The 20612-nt window shown below is 66.6% G+C and carries 20 protein-coding genes; 8 read left to right on the top strand and 12 right to left on the bottom strand.

Going from position 1 to position 20612, the window contains the following annotated elements:
• Nucleotides 1-180 precede the first annotated feature (180 nt).
• The 3 genes from B9N43_RS07090 to B9N43_RS07080 all read right to left on the bottom strand — a co-directional run bounded on the left by B9N43_RS07090 (nucleotide 181) and on the right by B9N43_RS07080 (nucleotide 2192).
• Nucleotides 181-483, bottom strand: coding sequence for a helix-turn-helix domain-containing protein (locus tag B9N43_RS07090; RefSeq protein WP_145841601.1), 303 nt, complete (start codon nucleotides 481-483; stop codon nucleotides 181-183).
• A complete protein-coding gene (locus tag B9N43_RS07085) occupies nucleotides 467-850 on the bottom strand; it encodes a type II toxin-antitoxin system RelE/ParE family toxin (RefSeq protein WP_145841600.1) in 384 nt (127 codons plus the stop codon). The genes B9N43_RS07090 and B9N43_RS07085 overlap by 17 nt, the downstream gene beginning before the upstream one ends.
• Before the next feature lie 139 nt (nucleotides 851-989).
• On the bottom strand, nucleotides 990-2192 hold the full coding sequence (locus tag B9N43_RS07080) for a tyrosine-type recombinase/integrase (protein ID WP_145841599.1): 1203 nt from the start codon (nucleotides 2190-2192) through the stop codon (nucleotides 990-992).
• 398 nt (nucleotides 2193-2590) lie between these two features.
• On the opposite strand from B9N43_RS07080, the gene B9N43_RS07075 reads away from it, so the two are divergent.
• Nucleotides 2591-3001 (top strand): DUF1178 family protein, encoded by a 411-nt coding sequence (locus tag B9N43_RS07075; RefSeq protein ID WP_145841598.1) that lies wholly within the window; start codon nucleotides 2591-2593, stop codon nucleotides 2999-3001.
• 51 nt (nucleotides 3002-3052) lie between these two features.
• Here B9N43_RS07075 and B9N43_RS07070 read toward each other — a convergent pair whose 3' ends face one another.
• Together B9N43_RS07070 and B9N43_RS07065 are read right to left on the bottom strand one after the other, a co-directional pair.
• Entirely contained in the window at nucleotides 3053-4678 is a 1626-nt protein-coding gene (locus B9N43_RS07070) for a methyl-accepting chemotaxis protein (RefSeq protein ID WP_145841597.1), read from the bottom strand.
• A 147-nt stretch (nucleotides 4679-4825) separates the two neighbouring features.
• Nucleotides 4826-5680: an NYN domain-containing protein gene (locus B9N43_RS07065; protein WP_145841596.1), complete on the bottom strand. Its 855-nt coding sequence runs from the start codon at nucleotides 5678-5680 to the stop codon at nucleotides 4826-4828.
• 144 nt (nucleotides 5681-5824) lie between these two features.
• Between B9N43_RS07065 and B9N43_RS07060 the strand changes: the two genes are divergently transcribed.
• A complete protein-coding gene (locus B9N43_RS07060; protein WP_261379411.1) occupies nucleotides 5825-7888 on the top strand; it encodes an ATP-dependent DNA helicase in 2064 nt (687 codons plus the stop codon).
• 2 nt (nucleotides 7889-7890) lie between these two features.
• Here B9N43_RS07060 and B9N43_RS07055 read toward each other — a convergent pair whose 3' ends face one another.
• Genes B9N43_RS07055 through B9N43_RS07040 form a run of 4 tightly spaced genes read right to left on the bottom strand, consistent with a single transcriptional unit; the run spans nucleotide 7891 to nucleotide 11552 of the window.
• Nucleotides 7891-8595, bottom strand: coding sequence for an ABC transporter ATP-binding protein (locus B9N43_RS07055; protein ID WP_145841595.1), 705 nt, complete (start codon nucleotides 8593-8595; stop codon nucleotides 7891-7893).
• Nucleotide 8596: 1 nt separating this feature from the next.
• On the bottom strand, nucleotides 8597-9799 hold the full coding sequence (locus tag B9N43_RS07050) for an ABC transporter permease (RefSeq protein ID WP_145841594.1): 1203 nt from the start codon (nucleotides 9797-9799) through the stop codon (nucleotides 8597-8599).
• Nucleotides 9796-10947 carry an efflux RND transporter periplasmic adaptor subunit gene (locus B9N43_RS07045; RefSeq protein ID WP_145841593.1) on the bottom strand — a complete coding sequence of 384 codons (1152 nt, stop codon included), beginning with the start codon at nucleotides 10945-10947 and terminating at the stop codon, nucleotides 9796-9798. Before B9N43_RS07045 ends, B9N43_RS07050 begins: the two co-directional genes overlap by 4 nt.
• Nucleotides 10944-11552: a TetR/AcrR family transcriptional regulator gene (locus B9N43_RS07040; protein ID WP_145841592.1), complete on the bottom strand. Its 609-nt coding sequence runs from the start codon at nucleotides 11550-11552 to the stop codon at nucleotides 10944-10946. The genes B9N43_RS07045 and B9N43_RS07040 overlap by 4 nt, the downstream gene beginning before the upstream one ends.
• A 144-nt stretch (nucleotides 11553-11696) precedes the next feature.
• Here B9N43_RS07040 and B9N43_RS07035 point away from each other — a divergent pair, with 144 nt between their 5' ends.
• The 4 genes from B9N43_RS07035 to moaE are packed head-to-tail and all read left to right on the top strand — an operon-like array spanning nucleotide 11697 to nucleotide 14106.
• Nucleotides 11697-12869, top strand: a complete 1173-nt coding sequence (locus B9N43_RS07035) for a hypothetical protein (RefSeq protein ID WP_145841591.1) — start codon at nucleotides 11697-11699, stop codon at nucleotides 12867-12869.
• Complete coding sequence (gene mobB, locus B9N43_RS07030) at nucleotides 12866-13360, top strand: molybdopterin-guanine dinucleotide biosynthesis protein B (RefSeq protein ID WP_145841590.1); 495 nt, start codon at nucleotides 12866-12868, stop codon at nucleotides 13358-13360. The genes B9N43_RS07035 and mobB overlap by 4 nt, the downstream gene beginning before the upstream one ends.
• Nucleotides 13357-13608: a molybdopterin converting factor subunit 1 gene (gene moaD, locus B9N43_RS07025; protein ID WP_145841589.1), complete on the top strand. Its 252-nt coding sequence runs from the start codon at nucleotides 13357-13359 to the stop codon at nucleotides 13606-13608. The genes mobB and moaD overlap by 4 nt, the downstream gene beginning before the upstream one ends.
• Nucleotides 13609-13623: 15 nt before the next feature.
• Complete coding sequence (moaE, locus tag B9N43_RS07020; protein ID WP_145841588.1) at nucleotides 13624-14106, top strand: molybdopterin synthase catalytic subunit MoaE; 483 nt, start codon at nucleotides 13624-13626, stop codon at nucleotides 14104-14106.
• A gap of 61 nt (nucleotides 14107-14167) precedes the next feature.
• Here the strand turns inward: moaE and B9N43_RS07015 are convergent, their stop codons facing one another.
• The gene (locus B9N43_RS07015) at nucleotides 14168-14671 is read right to left on the bottom strand and encodes a phasin family protein (protein WP_145841587.1); all 504 of its coding nucleotides are present in this window, start codon (nucleotides 14669-14671) and stop codon (nucleotides 14168-14170) included.
• A gap of 147 nt (nucleotides 14672-14818) precedes the next feature.
• On the opposite strand from B9N43_RS07015, the gene clpB reads away from it, so the two are divergent.
• Nucleotides 14819-17416 (top strand): ATP-dependent chaperone ClpB, encoded by a 2598-nt coding sequence (clpB, locus tag B9N43_RS07010; RefSeq protein WP_145841586.1) that lies wholly within the window; start codon nucleotides 14819-14821, stop codon nucleotides 17414-17416.
• A gap of 212 nt (nucleotides 17417-17628) precedes the next feature.
• On the opposite strand, the gene B9N43_RS07005 is transcribed toward clpB, so the two are convergent.
• Nucleotides 17629-17976 carry a carboxymuconolactone decarboxylase family protein gene (locus tag B9N43_RS07005; RefSeq protein ID WP_145841585.1) on the bottom strand — a complete coding sequence of 116 codons (348 nt, stop codon included), beginning with the start codon at nucleotides 17974-17976 and terminating at the stop codon, nucleotides 17629-17631.
• Between the two features lie 90 nt (nucleotides 17977-18066).
• Here B9N43_RS07005 and B9N43_RS07000 point away from each other — a divergent pair, with 90 nt between their 5' ends.
• Nucleotides 18067-19170: a S1C family serine protease gene (locus tag B9N43_RS07000; RefSeq protein WP_261379410.1), complete on the top strand. Its 1104-nt coding sequence runs from the start codon at nucleotides 18067-18069 to the stop codon at nucleotides 19168-19170.
• A 227-nt stretch (nucleotides 19171-19397) separates the two neighbouring features.
• Here B9N43_RS07000 and B9N43_RS06995 read toward each other — a convergent pair whose 3' ends face one another.
• On the bottom strand, nucleotides 19398-20564 hold the full coding sequence (locus B9N43_RS06995) for a trans-sulfuration enzyme family protein (RefSeq protein ID WP_145841584.1): 1167 nt from the start codon (nucleotides 20562-20564) through the stop codon (nucleotides 19398-19400).
• Nucleotides 20565-20612: the final 48 nt, after the last annotated feature.

The following is a 20612-nucleotide window of genomic DNA, read 5'->3' as shown; positions in this document are numbered from 1 at the left end:
CTCCGTGAGTGGCTCCCGGTTGGCTTCGCAAACCGCGTGATGTTCTTCAAAAAACCGGACAGTTCTGAACTATAGGTGGGCCACTCAGGCCGCGTCCGGCCTTAGCGAGCATGAAGCGTCAGCGTGCTGCAGGGCTGGAGGGGTAGGTCGCGTCGTCAATGACTTCTCGCTCGTCAGACATCAGATGATGGCCTGCAGGCCCTTGTCGGCGATGACGTTGAGCAGCTTTAGCGCTGGCCCCGTGGGATGGGTTTCGCCTTGTTCCCACTTGCGCACGGTCGAGGCCGACGTGTGTAGATGAAGAGCGAACACCGGCTGGCTAAACTTCAAGGCTTCACGCAGCCGCTTGATATCGAAAGCACTGAACTCCCGCACCGGCGGCGGGCAGATCGTGTCGAACTCGCGCATCGTTACCTTGCCGATCGCTCCCGCTTCGTGGAGCGCGGCCAGATCGCCACGCAGGGATTCAATGATCTTGCTCACAATGCACCTCCAATAACACGCCTGACTGCAACGCCTTCGACAATGCTTCGGCGGACAGTTCCAGGAACACCTTGCCGGCGAATTGCAGTGCCTTCTTCTCGTCCTGCGTGATGTTCGCCTTGTCGCTCTTGGGGAACCCATGCAGGAACACATAGCGTCTGCCGATCCGGGCCGACAATAACGTGCGGTAGCCGCCACTCTTGCCACCACCAGGGCGGGCAACCCGCTTCTTGTAAAGGAAGCCGCCCAAGTCTGCGTCAATCAGACCGTTTTCCATCTCCTGAACCGCCTTGCATAAGGCGGCGTCGGGCAGCTTTTCGCCTGCCTGCCACCGTGCAAAGTCTTTTCGCTTGAGGATGCGTTTCATCTTGACCTCCAAACTATACCCGAAACGGGCATGGTTTTCAAACCTCCGCCGCGATGGTCGGGCAGGGAAGGGCGCCACCCCCATTGTCGTGACGCCAATACGGCAATCGGGGCCTGCATAGCGGGTCGTTGTCCATTGGTCATGCGGTCTCCTCCATCGGTGTTTGGCGCGTGCTGATGACCGACTTGCGCCGACTCGCCACCAATTCGGCTGCCTGGCGTACCGGGTCGTCCTCGGTGTGGACATAGCGCATGAACATCGCCACGGTCTTGTGCGCGGTCAGCGCCATGCCGACCTTAACGGGGATGCCAGAATTGGCAATGTCGGTCGCCGAGCGATGGCGAATGCCGTGGGTGCCAATTCTCGGCACACCGGCGCGATCGAGGATGCGCCGCCAAGCGCTGTAATAGGCGTGGGGGCTGAGCGGCTTTTCGTGGTTGCGGGTCGCTGGGCAGACGTAGGGCGACTTGCCATAACGAGGTGCGTTCTCCAACAAGCGGCGAGCTTCAGCGCTCAACGGCTTGGACATATCGCCGGTCTTACTGTCCGGCCAGACGACCCGGCTGTTGGGTAGGTCGAGCCAGTCCCACTGCAACAGCAGGATCTCCGACATGCGGGCTGCGAACTCAAACTGCAGGCGAATGGCCAGCAGGTAGGTCGGATGTTCCAGTTCTTCGGCCTCCGCTTTGTCCAGATAGGCGAACAGTTTGACCATCTGTTCGTCGGTGATGAGGCGGGTTGAACCTTTCTCCGGGTACTTCGATACATGACGGCATGGATTCGAGCCGTCGGGCCGATAGCCCCAAAGCTCGGCCAGATTGAACATCTTGTGCACGCAGGCCAGCACGCGATTGGCCTGTGTGGGGGACTTCTCCATACGCTTCATCAGCGCGGTGATGTCGTGGCGCGTGACCTCGTGGGCTTTCTTGCAGCCAAAGGCCGGGACGATGTATTTGTCGATCTGGTACTGGTAGCTGTCCTGGGTGCTCGGCTTGTTGCGCACCTTTGAGTGATCCTCCATGAAACGGCCGCACAGCTCCTTGACTGTCGGCGCCTTGCGGGCTTCGGCCTTGTCGTGTCCGGGGTCGCCGCCACGCCGGACTTCAGCCAACCAGTCCTGCGCCAGCGACCTTGCCTGCTCGACGGTCAGCTCGCCAAACTGGCCCAGCGCCGGCTTACGGCGCACGCCGGAGTTCGTGCGGTACTGAAGCATGAATACCTTTCGGCCACTTGGTGTAATCTTGCACAAGAAGCCCGGAACAATCGTGTCCCGAAGTTCAACGTCGCAGGTCTGCGCCTGTGCAGCGTCAACAGCGCTTTTGGTTAGCTTGATTTTCGCCATAAGATGCTCCCGATAGGCCCCGATTCCAGGAGCCTGCTAGGAGTCAGGCGAAAGAGAACCGGGGCGGTTTAAGTCGCGCACCGGCATATGATCCAAGGTGTTGGCTCTACGGAAAACCTGCTACAGCAAGCTGTATCCAAGCCGAGAGAATGCCCGGTGCGGAAGTGATGCTGTCGCTTAAAATCCGCCGCCGCAAGGCTTGTCGGTTCGAGTCCGATTCCGGGCACCAGTTTGGCTCGCCCCCCTTCGCCCCCCTCCGGGGGGGGCGATATGGCTCGCTGCGCTCGATATCACGGGGGACGCTGTGGCGGTACCGATAGGATGCGGCTGGCGCCGCGTGCCGCTTTTCCTTGCGGCGGCGCAGCGGAAAAGCTCCATTTCACGCTAATTGAGACCCTATGATCGTTTTGAATCTCCAATGCACCGCCGAGCATCGCTTCGAGGGGTGGTTCGCGTCGACCGATGCCTTCGAGGATCAGGTCCGGCGGCATCTGGTGACTTGTCCGGTCTGCGCGAGCGCCGATGTCTCCCGGCTGCCGTCGGCGCCGCGCGTGCTGCGCAATGGGAGTGGCGATGCCGCTCCTGGGTCCGGGCGCCAGCCTTTGGAGCAGTTGGCGCGGGCCTGGATGGAACTGGTCGCCGGCAGCGAGAACGTGGCTGGGCGTTTCGTCGAGGAGGCGCGCCGGATCCATTATGGCGAGGCGCCGGCGCGCAACATCCGCGGTGAAGCTTCACTGGTCGAGGTGAGCGAGCTGCTGGACGAAGGAATCGCGGTGCTGCCGCTGCCCGTCAAAGAGGGGCTTCACTGACTGGAAAGGCTCGCCCCCTCCGGGGGCGCTTTCCTGACTGCGGCCGCGCGGTCAGGCCTTGAACTGGCTCAGGGCCTGCTGCTGGGTCCGCGCCAGCAGTTCCATGCGCTCCGCGGAGCCGGCGATTTCGGCGGTCTCGGCGGAGTTGCGGTCGGCCATCAGGACGATGCGCTCGACGTTCTCCACCACCAGTTGGGTCGCGGTTTCCTGTTCCATCAGCGCGTGGGCGATGTCGCTCACCGCGTGAATCACCTGGTTGGCGCCTTCCCTGATCTGCGCCATGGACGTCCCCGCATCCTGCGCCAGGGTGACGCCTTCCTCGACCCGGGCGCTGCCTTCGCTCATGCTGCGCACCGCCTCGACGGTACTGCTCTGGATGCTGTCGATCATGCGGCCGATCTCCAGGGTGGACTGGGTGGTGCGCTCCGCCAGCTTGCGCACTTCGTCCGCGACCACGGCGAATCCTCGCCCCTGCTCGCCGGCCCGGGCCGCCTCGATCGCGGCGTTCAGCGCCAGCAGATTGGTCTGGTCGGCGATTTCCTTGATGACGTTGATGATGGATGAAATCTGGTCGGACATGTCGCCCAGGGCCTGGATCTTTTCCGCGGAGTCCTGAACCGCCCCGGCGATCTTGGTCATTTCGTCGGCGGCGTTGCGCACGATCCGCTCTCCCTCGGCGGAAAGGCTTCCGGCGGATTCGGCGATTTCCCGGGCGTCGGCGGAGTTGCCCGCCACCTGGGTGATGCTGGCCTTTGTTTCCTCCAGAGCCGTGGCCATGGTGGTCGAGGCATCGTTCTGTTCCGCCGAGCCGACGGCCACCTTGTGGGCGGCCCCGGAAAGCCGGGAAGCCAGCTCCATGACCTCATGGGAGTTGTCGATGGCCTGGCGGATGATTTCCTGGAAGCTGCCCACCATGCGGTTGAACACCTGCGTCATCTGGGTGAGTTCGCTCTTGCCGTGCACGGCCACGCGGCAGGAGAGATCCTTGGATCGCTCGATGGAACTCATCGCCTGGTTGATCGCGTCGATGGAGCCGGTGATGTTGCGGATCAGGAAGTACAGCAGTCCGCCGATCAAGGCCAGCGCCGCCAGCGCTATTCCGGTCAGGATCAGCGCCCGCTCCCGGAATATGCGCTGCACGTCGTCGATATAGATGCCGGACCCCAGGACCCAGCCCCAGGGCTGGAAACCGGACACATAGGAAATCTTCGGTACCGGCTTGGTGAAGCCGGGCTTGGGCCATTCGTACGGGACGAATCCGGCGCCGTCCTTGCGCACCGCGTTGACGAATTCGACGAACAGCAGTGTCCCGTGCGGATCCTTGAAGTTCGACAAGTCCTGATTGTCCAGTTCGGGCTTGATCGGATGCATCACCATCCGCGGGGCCATGTCGTTGACCCAGAAATATTCGTCCTTCTCGTAGCGCAGGTCTTTGAGGACGGCCAGCGCCGCGGCCTTGGCCTCCTCCTCGGTCATCCGCCCGGCGGCTTGCTGCGCATGGAAATGGTTCAGAACGCCGGTCGCCGACTCCACCAGGTGCCGCGTCTTGACCTTGCGATCCTCCATCAGTGTCGAGTGCTCGGCAAACAGCGCGCTGATCGTGATCAGGACCAGGCCGAAAATGGACAAAATCAGCGCGAGGAGCAGCTTGCCCCGGATGGTGGACGGCAGAATCATGGGTCGCAGGTCTAGGTTGAATGATGGACGCCGGGCTTCAGCCCGGTCTTTTCGACGGGTAATTATATCATCAGGATGATAAATTCCCCGGACGCGGCAAATCGCTCAGGCGTGCGCCATTTCCCGCTCGGCGGCTCGCAGCGACGGTCAGTCTTCCACGGTCGGCAGCCGGAGCAGATAGCCGCCGGACTTCTCGTCGCGAGCCAGCGATATCAGCTTGCGCTTGCCGGCCTCCTCCAGCAATTCGCCGAAGGAGCGGTAGCCGTAGTAGGACTCGTTGAAGCCCGGCTTGCGGCGTTTCAGGGTCTGCTTGACCATGGAACCCCAGATCTTCTCGTCTTCGCCCCGTTCCGCCATCAGGGCCTCGATGGTCTCCACCGCCAGGTCCAGCGCTTCCTGGCGGCGGTCCTCCTCGGTCTTGGTCTTGCGGCCGGTCCTGGCTTTGTCGCCATCGGCATTCCTGGCCGTGTCGGCGGCCGGTTTGGAGGGGGTCTTCTTGGCGTTGCGTTTTTTCTTGGCTTCCTGTTCGCGCACCAGATCGTCGTAATAGATGAACTCGTCGCAATTGGCCGCCAGCAGGTCGGAGGTGGAATCCTTCACGCCGACGCCGATCACGTGCTTATTGTTCTCGCGCAGCTTGGAGACCAGGGGTGAGAAATCCGAATCGCCGCTGATGATGACGAAACAATCGACGTGGGATTTGGTGTAGCAGAGATCGAGGGCATCGACCACCATGCGGATGTCGGCGGAATTCTTGCCGGTCTGGCGCACGTGGGGAATCTCGATCAGCTCGAACGCCGCCTCGTGCATCGGCGCCTTGAAATCCTTGTAGCGCTCCCAGTCGCAATAGGCCTTCTTGACCACGATGCTGCCCTTCAGCAGCAGGCGCTCCAGCACCTTCTTGATGTCGAACTGGGAATAGCGGGCGTCCCGCACTCCCAGCGCGACGTTCTCGAAATCGCAGAAAAGCGCCATGTTGACGATTTCGTGCTGTCCGGCCATGAGGTGACTCCTGAATGTGATGGGTACGATGCGCCACGATACCAGCAGCCCGCCGTCGCGACGCGGGGAATAGCGCGGCCGTGATACCCTTGCGCCGGTGTTTGCCTCGATGCCGACGCCCAAGCGCCGGCTTGTCCCCTCCCCGTGCCCGACCTACTCGACGTATTTTCCGCTGACGGCCCCCTGGCGCGGGCCATCCCCGGCTATCGGGTGCGCAGCCAGCAGCAGGAAATGGCGGCCCGGATCGGCGCCGCGCTGGCCGGCAACCAGGTGTTCGTGGCCGAGGCCGGCACCGGCACCGGCAAGACCTTCGCCTACCTGGCGCCGGCGCTGCTCTCCGGCGGCAAGACCATCATTTCCACGGGAACCAAGACGCTCCAGGACCAGTTGTTCCAGCGCGATCTGCCGATGGTGCGGGACGCTCTCGGCGTCGGCGCCAGCATCGCCCTGCTGAAGGGACGGGCCAACTACGTCTGTCCCTATCACCTGGCCCGCGGCCTGGGCGAGGGGCGCCTGACCAGCCGCGAGGACGCGGCGCACCTGCGCACCATCGCCCGCTTCGCCAAGACCACCCGGAGCGGCGACAAGGCCGAGCTGGGCGCGGTGCCCGAGGACTCGGGCGCCTGGGCGCTGGCCACGTCCACCCGCGACAACTGCCTGGGCCAGGAGTGTCCCGACGTCAAGCAATGCTTCGTCCTCAACGCCCGGCGCGAAGCCCTGGCGGCCGACGTGGTGGTGGTGAACCACCACCTGTTCTTCGCCGACGTGATGCTGAAGGACGACGGCCTGGGGGAACTGCTGCCGGCCTGCAACGCGGTGATTTTCGACGAGGCCCACCAGTTGCCCGAAGTGGCCGGGCTGTTCTTCGGCGAGAGCCTGGGCACCGCGCAGCTGTTGGAACTGGCCCGGGACGCCCGCAACGAGGGCCTGGCCCTGGCCAAGGACTACGCGCCCTTGCAGGAGGCGGCGCGGAGCCTGGACAAGGCGGCGCGCGACCTGCGCCTGGCGGTGAAGGCCGAGAACGCCCGCCTGCCCTACGAGCGCCTGGCCGGGGACAAGGCGTTCGGCCAGGGTGTCGAGACGGTGGCGGCGGCCCTGGCGGAATTGGCGCGGCACCTGGAAACCCAGGCGGAGCGTGGCGAGGGACTGGAAAACTGCCTGCGGCGGGCGGCGGAACTGGGGCTGAAGCTGCGCGCCTGGCAGGTGACGCCGACAGGGACGCCATCGCCTCGGGTACTCGCCCAGGAGCCCGATGGCAGCACCGATCCTGTTTCCCCAATTCCCCCGAGCACGATATCTCCTTCTCCCCTTGCGGGAGAGGGCCGGGGTGAGGGGACGGAGATGGTGCGCTGGGTCGAAGTCTTCAATCATGCCTTGTCGTTGAACATGACGCCCCTGTCGGTGGCGGAGATCTTCCAGCGCCAGATGCAGGGCCACCCCCGGGCCTGGATCTTCACTTCGGCGACGCTGGCCGTGGGGCGCGACTTCGGCCATTACTGCGGCGAACTGGGGCTTGCCGAAGCGGAAACCGGCCAGTGGGGCAGCCCCTTCGACTACGCCGCCCACGGCCTGCTGTATTGCCCGCGCGGGATGCCGGCGCCCAACACGCCGGACTACAACGACGGCGTCGTGGCGGCGGCCTGGCCGGCGATCCAGGCCGCCGGCGGCCGCGCCTTCGTGCTGTGCACCTCGCTCAAGGCCATGCGCCACATCCACCAGGCGCTGGCGGATCGGATCGAGGCGGCCGGCCTGGAGATGCCGCTGCTGTTGCAGGGCGAGGGTTCGCGCAGCGAACTGCTGGAGCGTTTCCGCCGCCTGGGCAACGCGGTGCTGGTGGCCAGCCAGAGTTTCTGGGAAGGGGTGGACGTGCGGGGCGACGCGCTGTCCCTGGTGGTGATCGACAAGCTGCCCTTCGCGCCGCCGGACGACCCGGTGCTCTCGGCGCGCATCGAGCACCTGCGCAAACAGGGACGCAATCCGTTCTACGACCATCAGCTGCCCCGCGCCGTGATCAGCATGAAGCAGGGCGCCGGGCGCCTGATCCGCGACGAGAAGGACCGGGGCGTGCTGATGGTCTGCGATCCGCGCCTGGTGGAAAAAACCTACGGCAAGGCCATCTGGCGCTCCCTGCCGCCCATGCGGCGCACGCGCGAGATCGACGAGGTGGATGCGTTTTTCGCGGCGCTACCCGTGTCGGACGTGCCCTGACCTCAGTCGAGGGCTTTTCCCTCGCCAGTCTCCTCGTGGGTCACGCCGTCGCGGATGTGGTAGATGCGGCGGAAGGTGGGGATGATCTTCTCGTCGTGGGTGACGACGATGATGGCGGTCTCGAAGCGGCGCGCCATATCGTTCAAGGTGCGGATCACGGCGAGCGCGCGGGTGCTGTCGAGCGGGGCGGTCGGCTCGTCGGCCAGGATCACCGGCGGACGGTTGACCAGGCCGCGGGCGATCGCCACCCGCTGTTGCTCCCCTCCCGAGAGTTGGGACGGCATGGCCCTGGCCCGATGTCCCACGTCGAGCGTGCGAAGCAGCTCCCGCGCCCGCTGGCGGGCATCGCCGTCGGGCACGCCGGCCAGCATCGAGGGCAGGGCGACGTTGTCGGTGACGTCGAGAAAGGGAATCAGGTAGGGCGCCTGGAAGACGAAGCCGATGTGGTCGCGGCGCAGTTCGCGCAGGTCGTCAATGCGCCAGCCGTCGTCGTAGATCACCTTGCCGCCCAGAGTCATGCGTCCGGCGCTGGGATCGATCACCGCGCCCAGGCATTTGAGCAGGGTGCTCTTGCCGGAGCCCGAGGGGCCGATCAGTCCGACCACCTCGCCCGGTGCGACCCGCATGTCCACACCCTTGAGCGCGTCGACCGCGGTGTCGCCGGCGCCGTAGCGTTTGCGCAGCCCCTCGATATGGATGCCCCCCATCTCAGCCTCCGATGGCCTCGGCCGGATCGACCTTGAGCGCGGCGCGGATGGCGATGACGCTGGCGATCGCACAGATCGCCAGCACCGCGACGAAACCCGTGACGGCGTCCTGCGGTTCAAGCAACACGTACTTGGGAAAGATCGGCGCCCAGAAGGTGGCGGCGATCTTGCCGACGACGAAACCGATCGCGCCCAGGCCCAGCGCCTGTTGCAGGATCATCCCGGCGATGGTCCGGTTCCTCGTGCCGATCAGCTTGAGCACGGCGATCTCGCGGATCTTGCCCAGCGTCAGGGTATAGATGATGAAGGCGACGATGGCCGCGCTGACCACGGCCAGGATCGCCAGGAACATGCCGATCTGGCGCGCCGAGGTGGCGATCAGCTTGCCGACCAGGATGCCCTCCATCTGCGTCCGGGTGTAGGCGGTGTAACGTTTCCAGCGGCTGATGGTCGCCGCCGTCGCGGCGGCGTCATGGGCGGGCTTGATCCGCACCAGCACGGCATTGACGTAGGGATTGCCGCTCTGCGCGGCGATCGCCGCATCCAGCAGGCCGGGCACGCCGGGGCGGTTGAAGGCCGGGTTCAGTCCGGTGCGGCGGCGATTCTGCACGATGGCGTCGTTGTCCTTGAGGAACTGCGCCTCCTGCGCGTCCTTCAACGGGATGAACACCATCGGGTCGCCGCTGGCGGACACCATGCGGCGGGTCAGCCCCACGACCCGGTAGCGGTTGCGGCGGATCTGGACGACCTCGTCCAGGCGCAAGCCCGTGGCGAGGTCGGCCACCGCTTCGTAGTGGCCGCGGGTGATCTGCCGGCCGGCCACCAGGTGCGGCGGCCAGCCGGGCGTGCCGGGCGGACCGGCGGCGATGCCGACCACCATGGCGCGTACGTCGCGTTCCCCCGTTTTCACCTGCATGGTCAGATAGGTCACGTTGGCGGCCTGGGCAACCGCCGGCAGGGCGAGCAGGACGCGGTAGACGTCGTCGTGGAGGCTGGAGGATTCGGCATAGGGGCCGAGGGTGTTCTGCTGCACCACCCACAGGTCGGCGCCGCTGTTGTCGAGCAGCGCGCGGCCGTCGTCGACCATGCCCCGATACACGCCGGCCATGGTCAGCGTGACGCCGATCAGCAAGCCCAGGCCGATGCCGGTGAAGACGAACTTGCCCCAGGCATGCAGGATGTCGCGGCCGGCCAGGTTGATCATCGGCGGGTTCCCGGAATGTGTTCAACCACGCGGATGCGGCTGCGGCTGGAAAGGGGTTTTTCGCTATGCAGCACCACCCGGTCGCCGTCCTTGAGGCCGGCGCGCACCTGCACCCGGCCGTCGAGGTCCGCGCTGCCAAGCTCGACCGGCGTGAAGCGCGGATCGCCATCCTGGAGCCGCCAGACGCCCAGGCGGCCGTCCACGCGCTGCAAGGCGGCATTGGAAACCACCGGCGCAGCCGGCAAGGACGGCAGGGCGACGGTGACTTCGGCCAGCTCGCCCACCGGCGGCAAGGGCGCAGGCAAGGGGTCGAGCGTCACCTTGGCCAGGATTTCCTCGGTGACCGCGTCGGCCCGTGGCTCCACCCGCAGCACGCGTCCGCTCAGCGGCCGGTCGGGCCGGGAGCGCAATTCGATGCGTGCCGGCAGCCCCACCGCCAGGCCGGCGGCGCCGGCCTGGTCGAAGCGCGCGTTGATCCACAGACTGGCCGGGTCGATGACCTCCACCACCGCCTGTCCGGCCACCACCGTCGTCCCGGGGTCGGCATCGCGCACCGTCACCAGGCCATCCACCGGGGCGACGAGGCGCAGGTTACCCCGCTGCGCGATCAGCGCCGCGCGGTCGGCGCCGGCGCGGGTGGCCTCCTCCCGCGCGGCGGCCAGCGCCGCGTCGGCGACCTGGAGTTCCTGCCGCTTGACGGTGATCGCCTCGTCGCTGACCGCGCGCGCGGCGAACAGGCGCTCATAGCGGCCGGCCTGCGTCGTCGCCTGGACCTGCCGCGCCTCCGCCTCGCGCAGCAGCGCGCGGCTGCGGCTCTGCGCGGCGTCCAGGGCGCGGATGCGCTCATCGAGATCCACCGGATCGATCTCGCCGAGCACCTGCCCGGCCGTGACGCGATCGCCCACATGCACGTCCAGGCGCTTGACGCGCCCGGCGAAGGTCGGGCCGATGCGGAAGACGTAGCGCGCCTCGACAGTGCCGATGCCGAACAGGGCGGGGGCGATGGCGCGGGTCTCGACTCGTGCCACGGTGGCGGCCACGGGCGCCAGCGGCCCCGAGCGCAGTGCGACATAGATGAACAGCGCCAGAAGCGGCGCAATCGCCGCGAGCAGCCCGAGGGTGCGTTTTTGCAGGGGCGGCCGTTTCATGGCGCGCTCGCGATGCCGCGCCGGTAGATGGCGAAAACCCTTGGCGCCTCGCGGCGCATGAGCGCCACGTCGCCGGCCAGCAGCGATTGCATGACCAGGCCCTGGACGGTGCCGATGAACAGGGTCGCCGCCGCCTCGGTATCGAGCGTCGTGGACAGTTCGCCGCACGCCTTGCCTTCCTCGATGAGCCGATGGAGCCTTTCCCCGTAGCGGCGGATCAGCGTCCGCGCCATGTCCTTGGCGCCGGTGGCTTCGGCCCGTTGCAGTTCGCCGAACAGCATGCGCGGCACGCCGGGATGTTCGGCGATGAACCCGACGTGGCTCATGAACATCGCCTGCATGGCCGCCAGCGGCGAACCGGCGCCGCTCGCCGCCTGCTCGATGCGCGCCAGCAGGCGTTCCGCCACCCATTCCATGACCGCCTGCCAGATGGCGTCCTTGCTCGGAAAGTGGCGAAACAGCGCGCCCTGCGTCAGATTCATGTGCTTGGCGATGGCCGCCGTCGTGATTTCGCTGGGATTCTGCGCGCCGGCCAGTTCGACGACCGCCTCGACCGTGCTGGCGCGCCGTTCTTCGGCCGGCAGATACCTCGCTGAGGTGTCCATGACATCTTCCTGAATATAAGTAATCAGTTACTATCTTAAGGGGTGGAGGAGAAAAATGCCATGGCTCGTTCCTTCTCGCCCCCTCCTGCGGCACAAACGGCGCTCAGGTCCGGCGTCGCCGGCCCGGCAGGGTAAACTCGGGGCATGAACACCATCGAACGCGTCCTGAATCTGAATGCCGCGGCACAGTCCGGCTGTCTCGACCGGAGCCGGGCGGCTCCCCTGATGGCGGGGCGCCCCTGCCTTTTCGCCGATGCACGGGTGTATCTCGCCGCCGACCACATGGCGGCGATGGCGCGATTGGTGGCCGCGATGGAGCGCATCGTGGCCCTGTCCGGCTGGCGGGAGAGGGCGCTGGCGCAGGGGCCGGAGACGGCGCGGCACGATCCGGGCAATCCCGGCGTGCTGTTCGGCTACGACTTCCACATCACGCCGGAAGGCCCCCGCCTGATCGAGATCAACACCAACGCCGGCGGGCTGTTCCTCAATGCCCGCGCCCAGGGCGACCCGGCCCTGGAGCGGCGCGGCGTCGAGATGTTCCTGGCCGAATGGACGCTGGCGGGCCGCGCCGGGCGGCCCGCGACGGCCGCCATCGTCGATGAGAACCCGTCGGGCCAGTACCTGGCGCCGGAGTTCGACCTCTGCCGGGAACTGCTGCGCGGCGCGGGCATCGATGCCTTCGTCTGCGATCCGGCCGAACTGTCCATGGTCGATGGCCGGCTGCGGCATGCGGGGCGCGGGATCGACATGATCTACAATCGCCTCACCGATTTCGCCCTGGAAACCCCCGCCAGCGCCGCGCTGCGCCAGGCCTGGCTGAGCGATGCGGCGGTGCTGACGCCCCATCCGCGAGCCCATGCGCTGTACGCTGACAAACGCAATCTGACCTGGTTCTCCGATCCCGCCTGGCTGGCCGCCATCGGCGTCGATGCGGCGGACCGGGAACTGCTGGCCCAGGTGGTGCCGCGCACCGAGCGGGTGCGCGATGTCGCCGCGGACGAACTCTGGGCCCGGCGGCGCGGTCTGTTCTTTAAGCCGGCGGCCGGCTTCGGCTCCCGCGCCGCCTACCGCGGCGACAAGCTGACCCGGCGGGTGTTCGATGAAATCCTGGCCGGGGACTACGTGGCGCAGGAACTTGCAGTGCCGGGGGAACGGCTGCTGCTGGTGGATGGCGCGGCGCAGCCGCTCAAGTACGATCTGCGCTGCTATGCGTACCGGGGCGAAGTGTTATCGACGGTGGCGCGCCTGTGGCAGGGGCAGACCACCAATTTCCGCACACCGGGCGGAGGCTTTGCGCAAGTGGAGGTAGTGAGTTGAAGGTTTTCGGCATTTGCGGTTACTCGGGTTCCGGCAAGACCACCTTGCTGGAGGCGGTGATCGCCCTGATGACGAACCGGGGGCTGAAGGTCTCCCTGGTCAAGCATGCCCATCACGGTTTCGACATCGACCGGCCGGGCAAGGATTCCTGGCGCCACCGCGAGGCGGGCGCGGGCGAGATCGCCCTGATCACCGACAAGCGCTGGGTGCTGATGCACGAAGCGCGCAACGAGGAGCCGCCCCGGCTGGACGACATCCTGCGGCGCATGTCGCCGTGCGATCTGGTGCTGCTGGAAGGCTTCAAGCGGGCGGCCCACCCCAAGATCGAAGTCCATCGGCCGATCCTGGGCAAGCCCCCGGTGTGGACCGAGGACTGCGACATCGTCGCGGTGGCCAGCGACGCGGCGATCGACTGTCCGCTGCCCCGGTTGGACCTGAACGATCCGGAACAGGTGGCCGGTTTCATACTCGAACACGTGGGGTTGAAATGATCCAGATTCTGTTTTTCGCCGGCATCCGGGAAACCCTGGGCACCTCCCGGGAAAAGCTGGAGCTGCCGGCCGGCGTGGCCACGGTGGCGGCGCTGCGGGACCACCTGGTGGCGCGGGGCGGGGCCTGGGCCGCGCTGGGCGAGCACCGCAATCTGCGGGTGGCGGTGAATCAGGCGATGGTCGGGCTGGACAGCGCGGTCGCCGACGGCGACGAGGTGGCCTTCTTCCCGCCGGTGACCGGCGGCTGAAATGAGGAGACCGAGATGAGCATCTCCGTTCAAACCGAGGACTTCGACGTCGGCGCCGAGATCGCCGCCCTCTCCGCCGGGGATGCCGGCGCCGGCGCGGTGGCGAGTTTCGTCGGCCTGATGCGGGATCGCAACGACGGCGGCGACGGCAGCGATGGCGGCGGCGTCGCGGCGATGACCCTGGAGCACTATCCGGGCATGACCGAGCGCGCCCTCGATGAGATCGTCGCCGAGGCCCGGTGCCGCTGGGAACTGCGGGCGGTGCGGGTGATCCACCGCGTCGGCCGGCTGCTGCCGGGGGAGCGCATCGTGCTGGTGGCGGTCTCCTCCGCCCATCGCGGCGAAGCCTTCGCCGCCTGCGAATTCATCATGGACTATCTGAAGACCCGGGCGCCGCTCTGGAAGAAGGAGGAAACCGACGCCGGCGGCCGCTGGGTGGACGCCCGGGAATCGGACGAGGACGCCCGCCGGCGCTGGGTGGACGACGCGGGGGCCTGAGCCCGAGTCCTTGGACGCCGCAGGCGCCGCCTGCGGCGTCCAAGGAGATCGGAGATCGCGCCTACTTCTTGCGGTTGGCGGCGCCGGTCAGCGTGCCCATCAGCGTCTGACTGACCTGCGTCATCTGCGCCAGGGCGCTCTGGGCGTTGGTCATCGCGGTTTTCATCACCTCGGCCATCGGCCCGGCGCCGCCCGGCAGACCCTGCATGGCGCTTTGCAGCGACTGGGCCATTTCCTGGCCGCCGCTGGCCAACTGCTCGCCGAGCAGGCGCGCGAATTCGGCGCGGGCCTCGTTGCCCAGCTCGGTGAGCTTGAGGCCGGCCTCGATCATGTGCTGGGCGGTGGCCTGGGCATATTGACTGCGCATGCCGAGCAGTTGCTGGGGGTCCTTCACGCCCAGTTGCGCCCTGGTCTGGGCGACTCCGTCTTCGAACAACTGCCGCGCCAGATCGGCCTGCAATTCGATCATGCGCTGGGAACTGGCCATCGAGAGGCGGGTCAGTGCCATTGCCGCCTCCAGGTTCTTTTGCTGCATCTCCGCCAAGGGAGGGACGGAAGTGCTCATGGGCTTCTCCTTGTGTGATGGAACCGCGACGACAGGGGCGAGGCCGGGGCCTCGTTCGGACTGCAGGGAAATCGACCGCTGCCGGTTCTTGAAAATGACCGGATCGGCATCAACTATAGCCCTATCGAACCAAGGGACGCCAACATCATGCGATTAGACAAATTCACCACCAAGTTCCAGCAGGCGCTGGCCGACGCCCAGAGCATCGCCGCGGGCGGCGATCAGCAGTTCATCGAGCCGGTGCATCTGCTGCTGGCCCTGCTCAATCAGGAGGACGGCGGCACCGCTTCGCTGCTGGGCCGCGCCGGCGGCAACGTGGCGGGGCTGAAGGCCGCCCTGCAGAAGGCCGTCGAGCGCCTGCCCAAGGTGGAGGGCCATGGCGGCGAGATCACCGTCGGCCGCGATCTCGCCGGCCTGCTGAACTTGACCGACAAGGAAGCCCAGAAGCGCGGCGACGAATTCATCGCCTCCGAGATGTTCCTGCTGGCCCTGACCGGGAACAAGGGCGAGGCGGGCCGTCTCCTGAAGGAGGCCGGCGTGATGCGCGCGCCCCTGGAAAAGGCGATCGAGGCGGTGCGCGGCGGCCAGAGCGTGGGCAGCGCCGAGGCCGAGGGCCAGCGCGAATCGTTGAAGAAATACTGTCTGGACCTGACCGAGCGCGCCCGCCTGGGCAAGCTCGATCCGGTGATCGGCCGCGACGACGAGATCCGCCGGGCGATCCAGATCCTCCAGCGCCGCACCAAGAACAACCCGGTGCTGATCGGCGAGCCCGGCGTCGGCAAGACCGCCATCGTCGAGGGCCTGGCGCAGCGCATCGTCAATGACGAGGTGCCGGAGACCCTGAAGGGCAAGAAGGTGCTGTCGCTCGACATGGCGGCGCTGCTGGCCGGCGCCAAGTACCGCGGCGAATTCGAGGAACGCCTGAAGGCGGTGCTGAAGGAGATCGCCCAGGAAGAGGGGCGCATCATCGTCTTCATCGACGAGCTGCACACCATGGTCGGCGCCGGCAAGGCCGAGGGCGCGATCGACGCCGGCAACATGCTCAAGCCGGCGCTGGCGCGCGGCGAGCTGCACTGTATCGGCGCCACGACGCTGGACGAATACCGCAAGTACATCGAAAAGGACGCCGCCCTGGAGCGCCGCTTCCAGAAGGTGCTGGTCGACGAGCCGAGCGTCGAATCGACCATCGCCATCCTGCGCGGCCTGCAGGAGAAGTACGAGCTGCACCATGGCGTGGACATCACCGACCCGGCGATCGTCGCCGCCGCGGAATTGAGCCACCGCTACATCACCGACCGCTTCCTGCCCGACAAGGCGATCGACCTGATCGACGAGGCGGCGGCGCGGATCAAGATGGAGATCGACTCCAAGCCCGAGGTGATGGACAAGCTCGACCGGCGCATGATCCAGCTCAAGATCGAGCGGGAGGCGGTCAAGCGCGAAAAGGACGAAGCCTCGCAAAAGCGCCTGGCGCTGATCGAGGAGGAACTGGCCAAGCTGCAAAAGGAATATTCCGACCTGGAGGAGATCTGGAAGGCCGAGAAGTCGGCCGTGCTCGGCTCCGCCCAGATCAAGGAGGAGATCGACCGCGTGAAGGCCCAGATGGCCGAGCTCCAGCGCAAGGGCCAGTTCGACAAACTGGCCGAGCTGCAATACGGCCAGTTGCCGCAACTGGAGGCGCAACTGGAGGCGCAACTGAAGGCCGCGGAAAAATCCGGCGACGGCAAGAAGAGCGTCAACAAGCTGCTGCGCACCCAGGTGGGCGCCGAGGAGATCGCCGAGGTGGTGTCCCGCGCCACCGGCATCCCGGTCAGCAAGATGATGCAGGGCGAGCGCGAGAAGCTGCTCAAGATGGAAGAGCGCCTGCACAACCGGGTGGTGGGGCAGGACGAGGCCGTGCGCCTGGTGTCCGACGCCATCCGCCGCTCCCGCGCCGGCCTCTCGGACGAGAGCAAGCCCTACGGCTCCTTCCTCTTCCTCGGCCCCACGGGCGTGGGCAAGACCGAGCTGTGCAAGACCCTGGCCGAGTTCCTGTTCGATTCAGAGGAGCACCTGATCCGCATCGACATGAGCGAGTTCATGGAGAAGCATTCGGTCGCCCGCCTGATCGGCGCGCCGCCGGGCTACGTCGGCTACGAGGAGGGCGGTTACCTGACCGAGCAGGTGCGCAGGAAACCCTACTCGGTGATCCTCTTCGACGAGGTGGAAAAAGCCCACCCGGACGTGTTCAACGTGCTGCTGCAAGTGCTGGACGACGGCCGCATGACCGACGGCCAGGGCCGCACCGTGGACTTCAAGAACACGGTGATCGTGATGACCTCCAACCTGGGCAGCCAGATGATCCAGCAGATGGCCGGGGACGACTACCAGGTGATCAAGCTGGCGGTGATGGCCGAGGTGAAGACCTTCTTCCGTCCCGAGTTCATCAACCGCATCGACGAGGTGGTGGTGTTCCACGCCCTGGACGAGAAGAACATCGCGGCGATCGCCCGGATTCAGCTCGCCTATCTGGAAAAGCGCATGGCGCGGATGGAAATGGGTCTGGACGTCGACGACTCCGCCCTGGCGGAACTGGCCAAGGCCGGCTTCGATCCGGTGTTCGGCGCCCGGCCGCTGAAGCGGGCGATCCAGGAGCGGATCGAGAATCCGCTGGCCAAGGGCATCCTGGAAGGCCGCTTCGGCGCCAAGGACCGGGTGCGGGTCAGCGCCAACCCGGCTGGTCACCTGCTGTTCGAAAAAACCTGAACGGTGGCTCGCCCTCTCGCTCCACGCGAGGGGGCGAAGAACCTCGGTTGGACATAGAGCAAACTCAGCAGTTTTTCCGCCGCGCCGTCGCAAGGAAAAACGGCACGCGCCGGAGGCGCAAACTGTACGCTGCTGCCACGAACGCTCCCCGTGACCTTCGAGCGCAGCGAACAAATGAGAACCCCCGCGAGGGGGGCGAAGGGGGGCAGGCCTTATTTCACAATGCTGAATTCCTCGTAGGCGCGCACCGCTTCGGCGGCGTACATCAGGGACGGGCCGCCGCCCATGTAGACGGCCACTTCGAGGGTTTCCATGAACTGCTTGCGGCTGACGCCGAGCTTGACCAGGGTCTTGACGTGAAAACCGATGCAGCCATCGCAGCGGGCGGCGACGCCGATGCCCAGCGCGATCAGTTCCTTCTGCGTCGCGTCCAGCGCGCCGGGCGCCATCGCCGCCTTTGCCATTCCGGAAAAGCCGGCCATGGTTTCCGGGGCTTCGCGGCGGAAAGTGGCGATGGCCTGGTTCAGATCCTGGGTGATTTGCTTGAATGACTTGGACATCGCGCCTCCTTGTTAATTAGAAAACTCTAATATACCAGGGTGCGTGGATATTTTGTGCGGAGAGGGCCATACCGGGCCATGGGAGATTCGATGATGAGAAAAAACCTATGGAGCGCCGCGGGCGCCGTGCTGCTTGGCGTCGCCTTGTGGGGACTGGCCCAGGGGCAGGGCGAAGCGCGCCAGGCGACGCCGCGCGCCGTGGTGCCGCGTGGCGACCTGGCGCCGGACGAAAAGTCGACCATCGACATTTTCCGCCGCAGCAACCCGTCGGTGGTCTATATCACCACCCTGGACAAGGTGGTGAATCTCTGGACCATGAACGTCACCGCCGCGCCGCGCGGCACCGGATCGGGCTTCGTCTGGGACGAACTGGGCCATGTGGTGACCAACTACCACGTGGTGGCCGGCGCCACCGCCGCCAAGGTGCGCCTGGGGGATCAGCGCAGTTTCGACGCCAGGCTGGTGGGGGTGAGCCCCGAGCATGACTTGGCGGTGTTACAGATCCAGGTGCCCGAGCGCAGGCCCCAGCCCCTGCCGCTGGGCAGCAGCCATGATCTGCTGGTGGGGCAGCGGGTGCTGGCGATCGGCAACCCCTTCGGCCTCGACCATACCCTGACCACGGGCGTGATTTCCGCGCTCGACCGCTCCCTGGAAGGCGAGGACGGAGCCACCATCCATCATCTGATCCAGACCGACGCGGCGATCAATCCCGGCAACTCCGGCGGCCCCCTGCTGGACTCCGCCGGCCATCTGATCGGCGTCAATACCGCGATCTACAGCCCTTCCGGAGCTTCGGCCGGAATCGGCTTCGCCGTGCCGGCCGACACGGTGAACCGGGTGGTGCCGGAACTGATCGCCCACGGCCGGTTCCGCCGGCCGACGCTGGGGGTGAGCGCCAACGAGCGCCTCAATGTCTTGGCGACCCGGCAACTGGGCGTGCAGGGCGTGCTGGTGCTGGAGGTGGAACGAGGCTCCCCGGCGGCGCGCGCCGGACTGCGCGGCAGCCGCCTGGCCCGGGACGGCTCCCTGGTGCCGGGAGACGTGATCCAGAGCATCGACGGTCAGGCGGTGGACAGCCCCGCCGCGATGGACAAACTGCTCGACGGCCACAAGAGCGGCGACCGGGTGCGGCTGCGAATCTGGCGCGAAGGCCAGGTGTTGACGCTGGAGACGACCGTCAGCGTGCGGGATTAGGAAAACACGGAATAAACCTTGAAACCTCGGTCAGCCACAGAGGACACAGAGGTCACAGAGGAAAAACGACAGCGCTTTTCCGCCGGGCCGCCTTTCCCACGATGGGGAAAAGCGGCACGCGGCGCCAGCCGCAACCTATCGGTGCCGCTACAGTGCTCCCCGTAACTTCGAGCGCAGCGAGCTAGAGAGAACCCCCTCCGGGGGCGAAGGGGGGCGAACCATCACCATCACACCAACGCCTGCTCCAGATCCGCGATCAGGTCGTCGGCGTCCTCCAGGCCGATCGACAGCCGCAGCATGGCGTCGGAGATTCCCCGCCGCGCCCGCTCCGCGGCGGAGAGGCCGTGATGGGTGGTGGTGCAGGGCTGGGTCGCCAGGCTTTCGACGCCGCCCAGGCTGGGCGCCAGGGCGAAAAGCTTCAGTCGGTCGGCGACGCGGGTGGCGTCCGCACCGCTGCCCGCCACCTCGATGGTCAGCATGCCGCCGTAGCCGCTCATCTGTTTTTTCGCCAGCTCATGGCCGGGGAAGTCGGGCAGGCCCGGGTAGAGCACGCGCCGGATTTTCGGGTGCCGCGCCATGGCTTCGGCGATCGCCAGCGCCGTCGCGTTCTGCTGCCGCACCCGGATCGGCAGGGTGCGGATGCTGCGCGCCAGCAGCGCGGCGATTTCCGGGGCGATGGTGGAGCCCAGGTTCTTGCGCCAGTTGCAGACCGGCGCCAGCAGCTCGCGCGAACCCATCAGGGCACCGGCGGTGAGGTCCGAATGGCCGCCGAGGAACTTGGTGCAGGAGTGGACCACGAAGTCCGCGCCCAGGCCCAGGGGCTGCTGGTTCACCGGCGAGGCGAAGGTGTTGTCGATGGCGACGCGGGCGCCGTGGCGATGGGCCAGGGCGGAAATCGCGGCGATGTCGTAGAGGTCGATGGTGGGGTTGGTGGGGGTCTCGAAGAACACCAGCTTCACGCCTTGCCGCAGCAATGCTTCGAGCTGGCCGAGTTCCTGGCCGGGAACGAAATGGGTCTGAATCCCCAACTGCGGCAACTGGTCGGCCAGCAGTTCCAGGGTGCCGCCGTAGGCTTCGCCCAGACAGACGATGCCTTCCCGGCCGTGCGCGAGGAACAGCGCCGACTCCGCCGCCATGCCCGAGCAGAAGGCCCAGGCCGCCTCCGCGCCTTCGAGGGCGGCCAGCTTGCTCTCCAGGCTGGCGATCGTCGGATTGAGACCATAACGGGTGTACAGGCTGCCGGCCTTGCGGCCCTCCACCACGTCCAGCAGGTCGGCCGTGCTGGCGAAGCGGAAGGTGGTGGTGTGGTAGATCGGCGTGAAGGGCGAGCCGTGGGCGTCGTCGATTTCGCCGGCATGGACGCAGCGGGTCGAGAGTCCGGGGGTGTCGTTCATGGTGCGGGTTCTCCGGTGGTGTCGGGTGAATGTCGGGATGTGAGGTGA

It is taken from the genome of Denitratisoma sp. DHT3, from assembly GCF_007833355.1.
Classification (GTDB): Bacteria; Pseudomonadota; Gammaproteobacteria; order Burkholderiales; family Rhodocyclaceae; genus Denitratisoma.
Note: the sequence above shows the minus strand (reverse complement) of the source record. Positions and strands in the feature narration are given on the sequence as shown.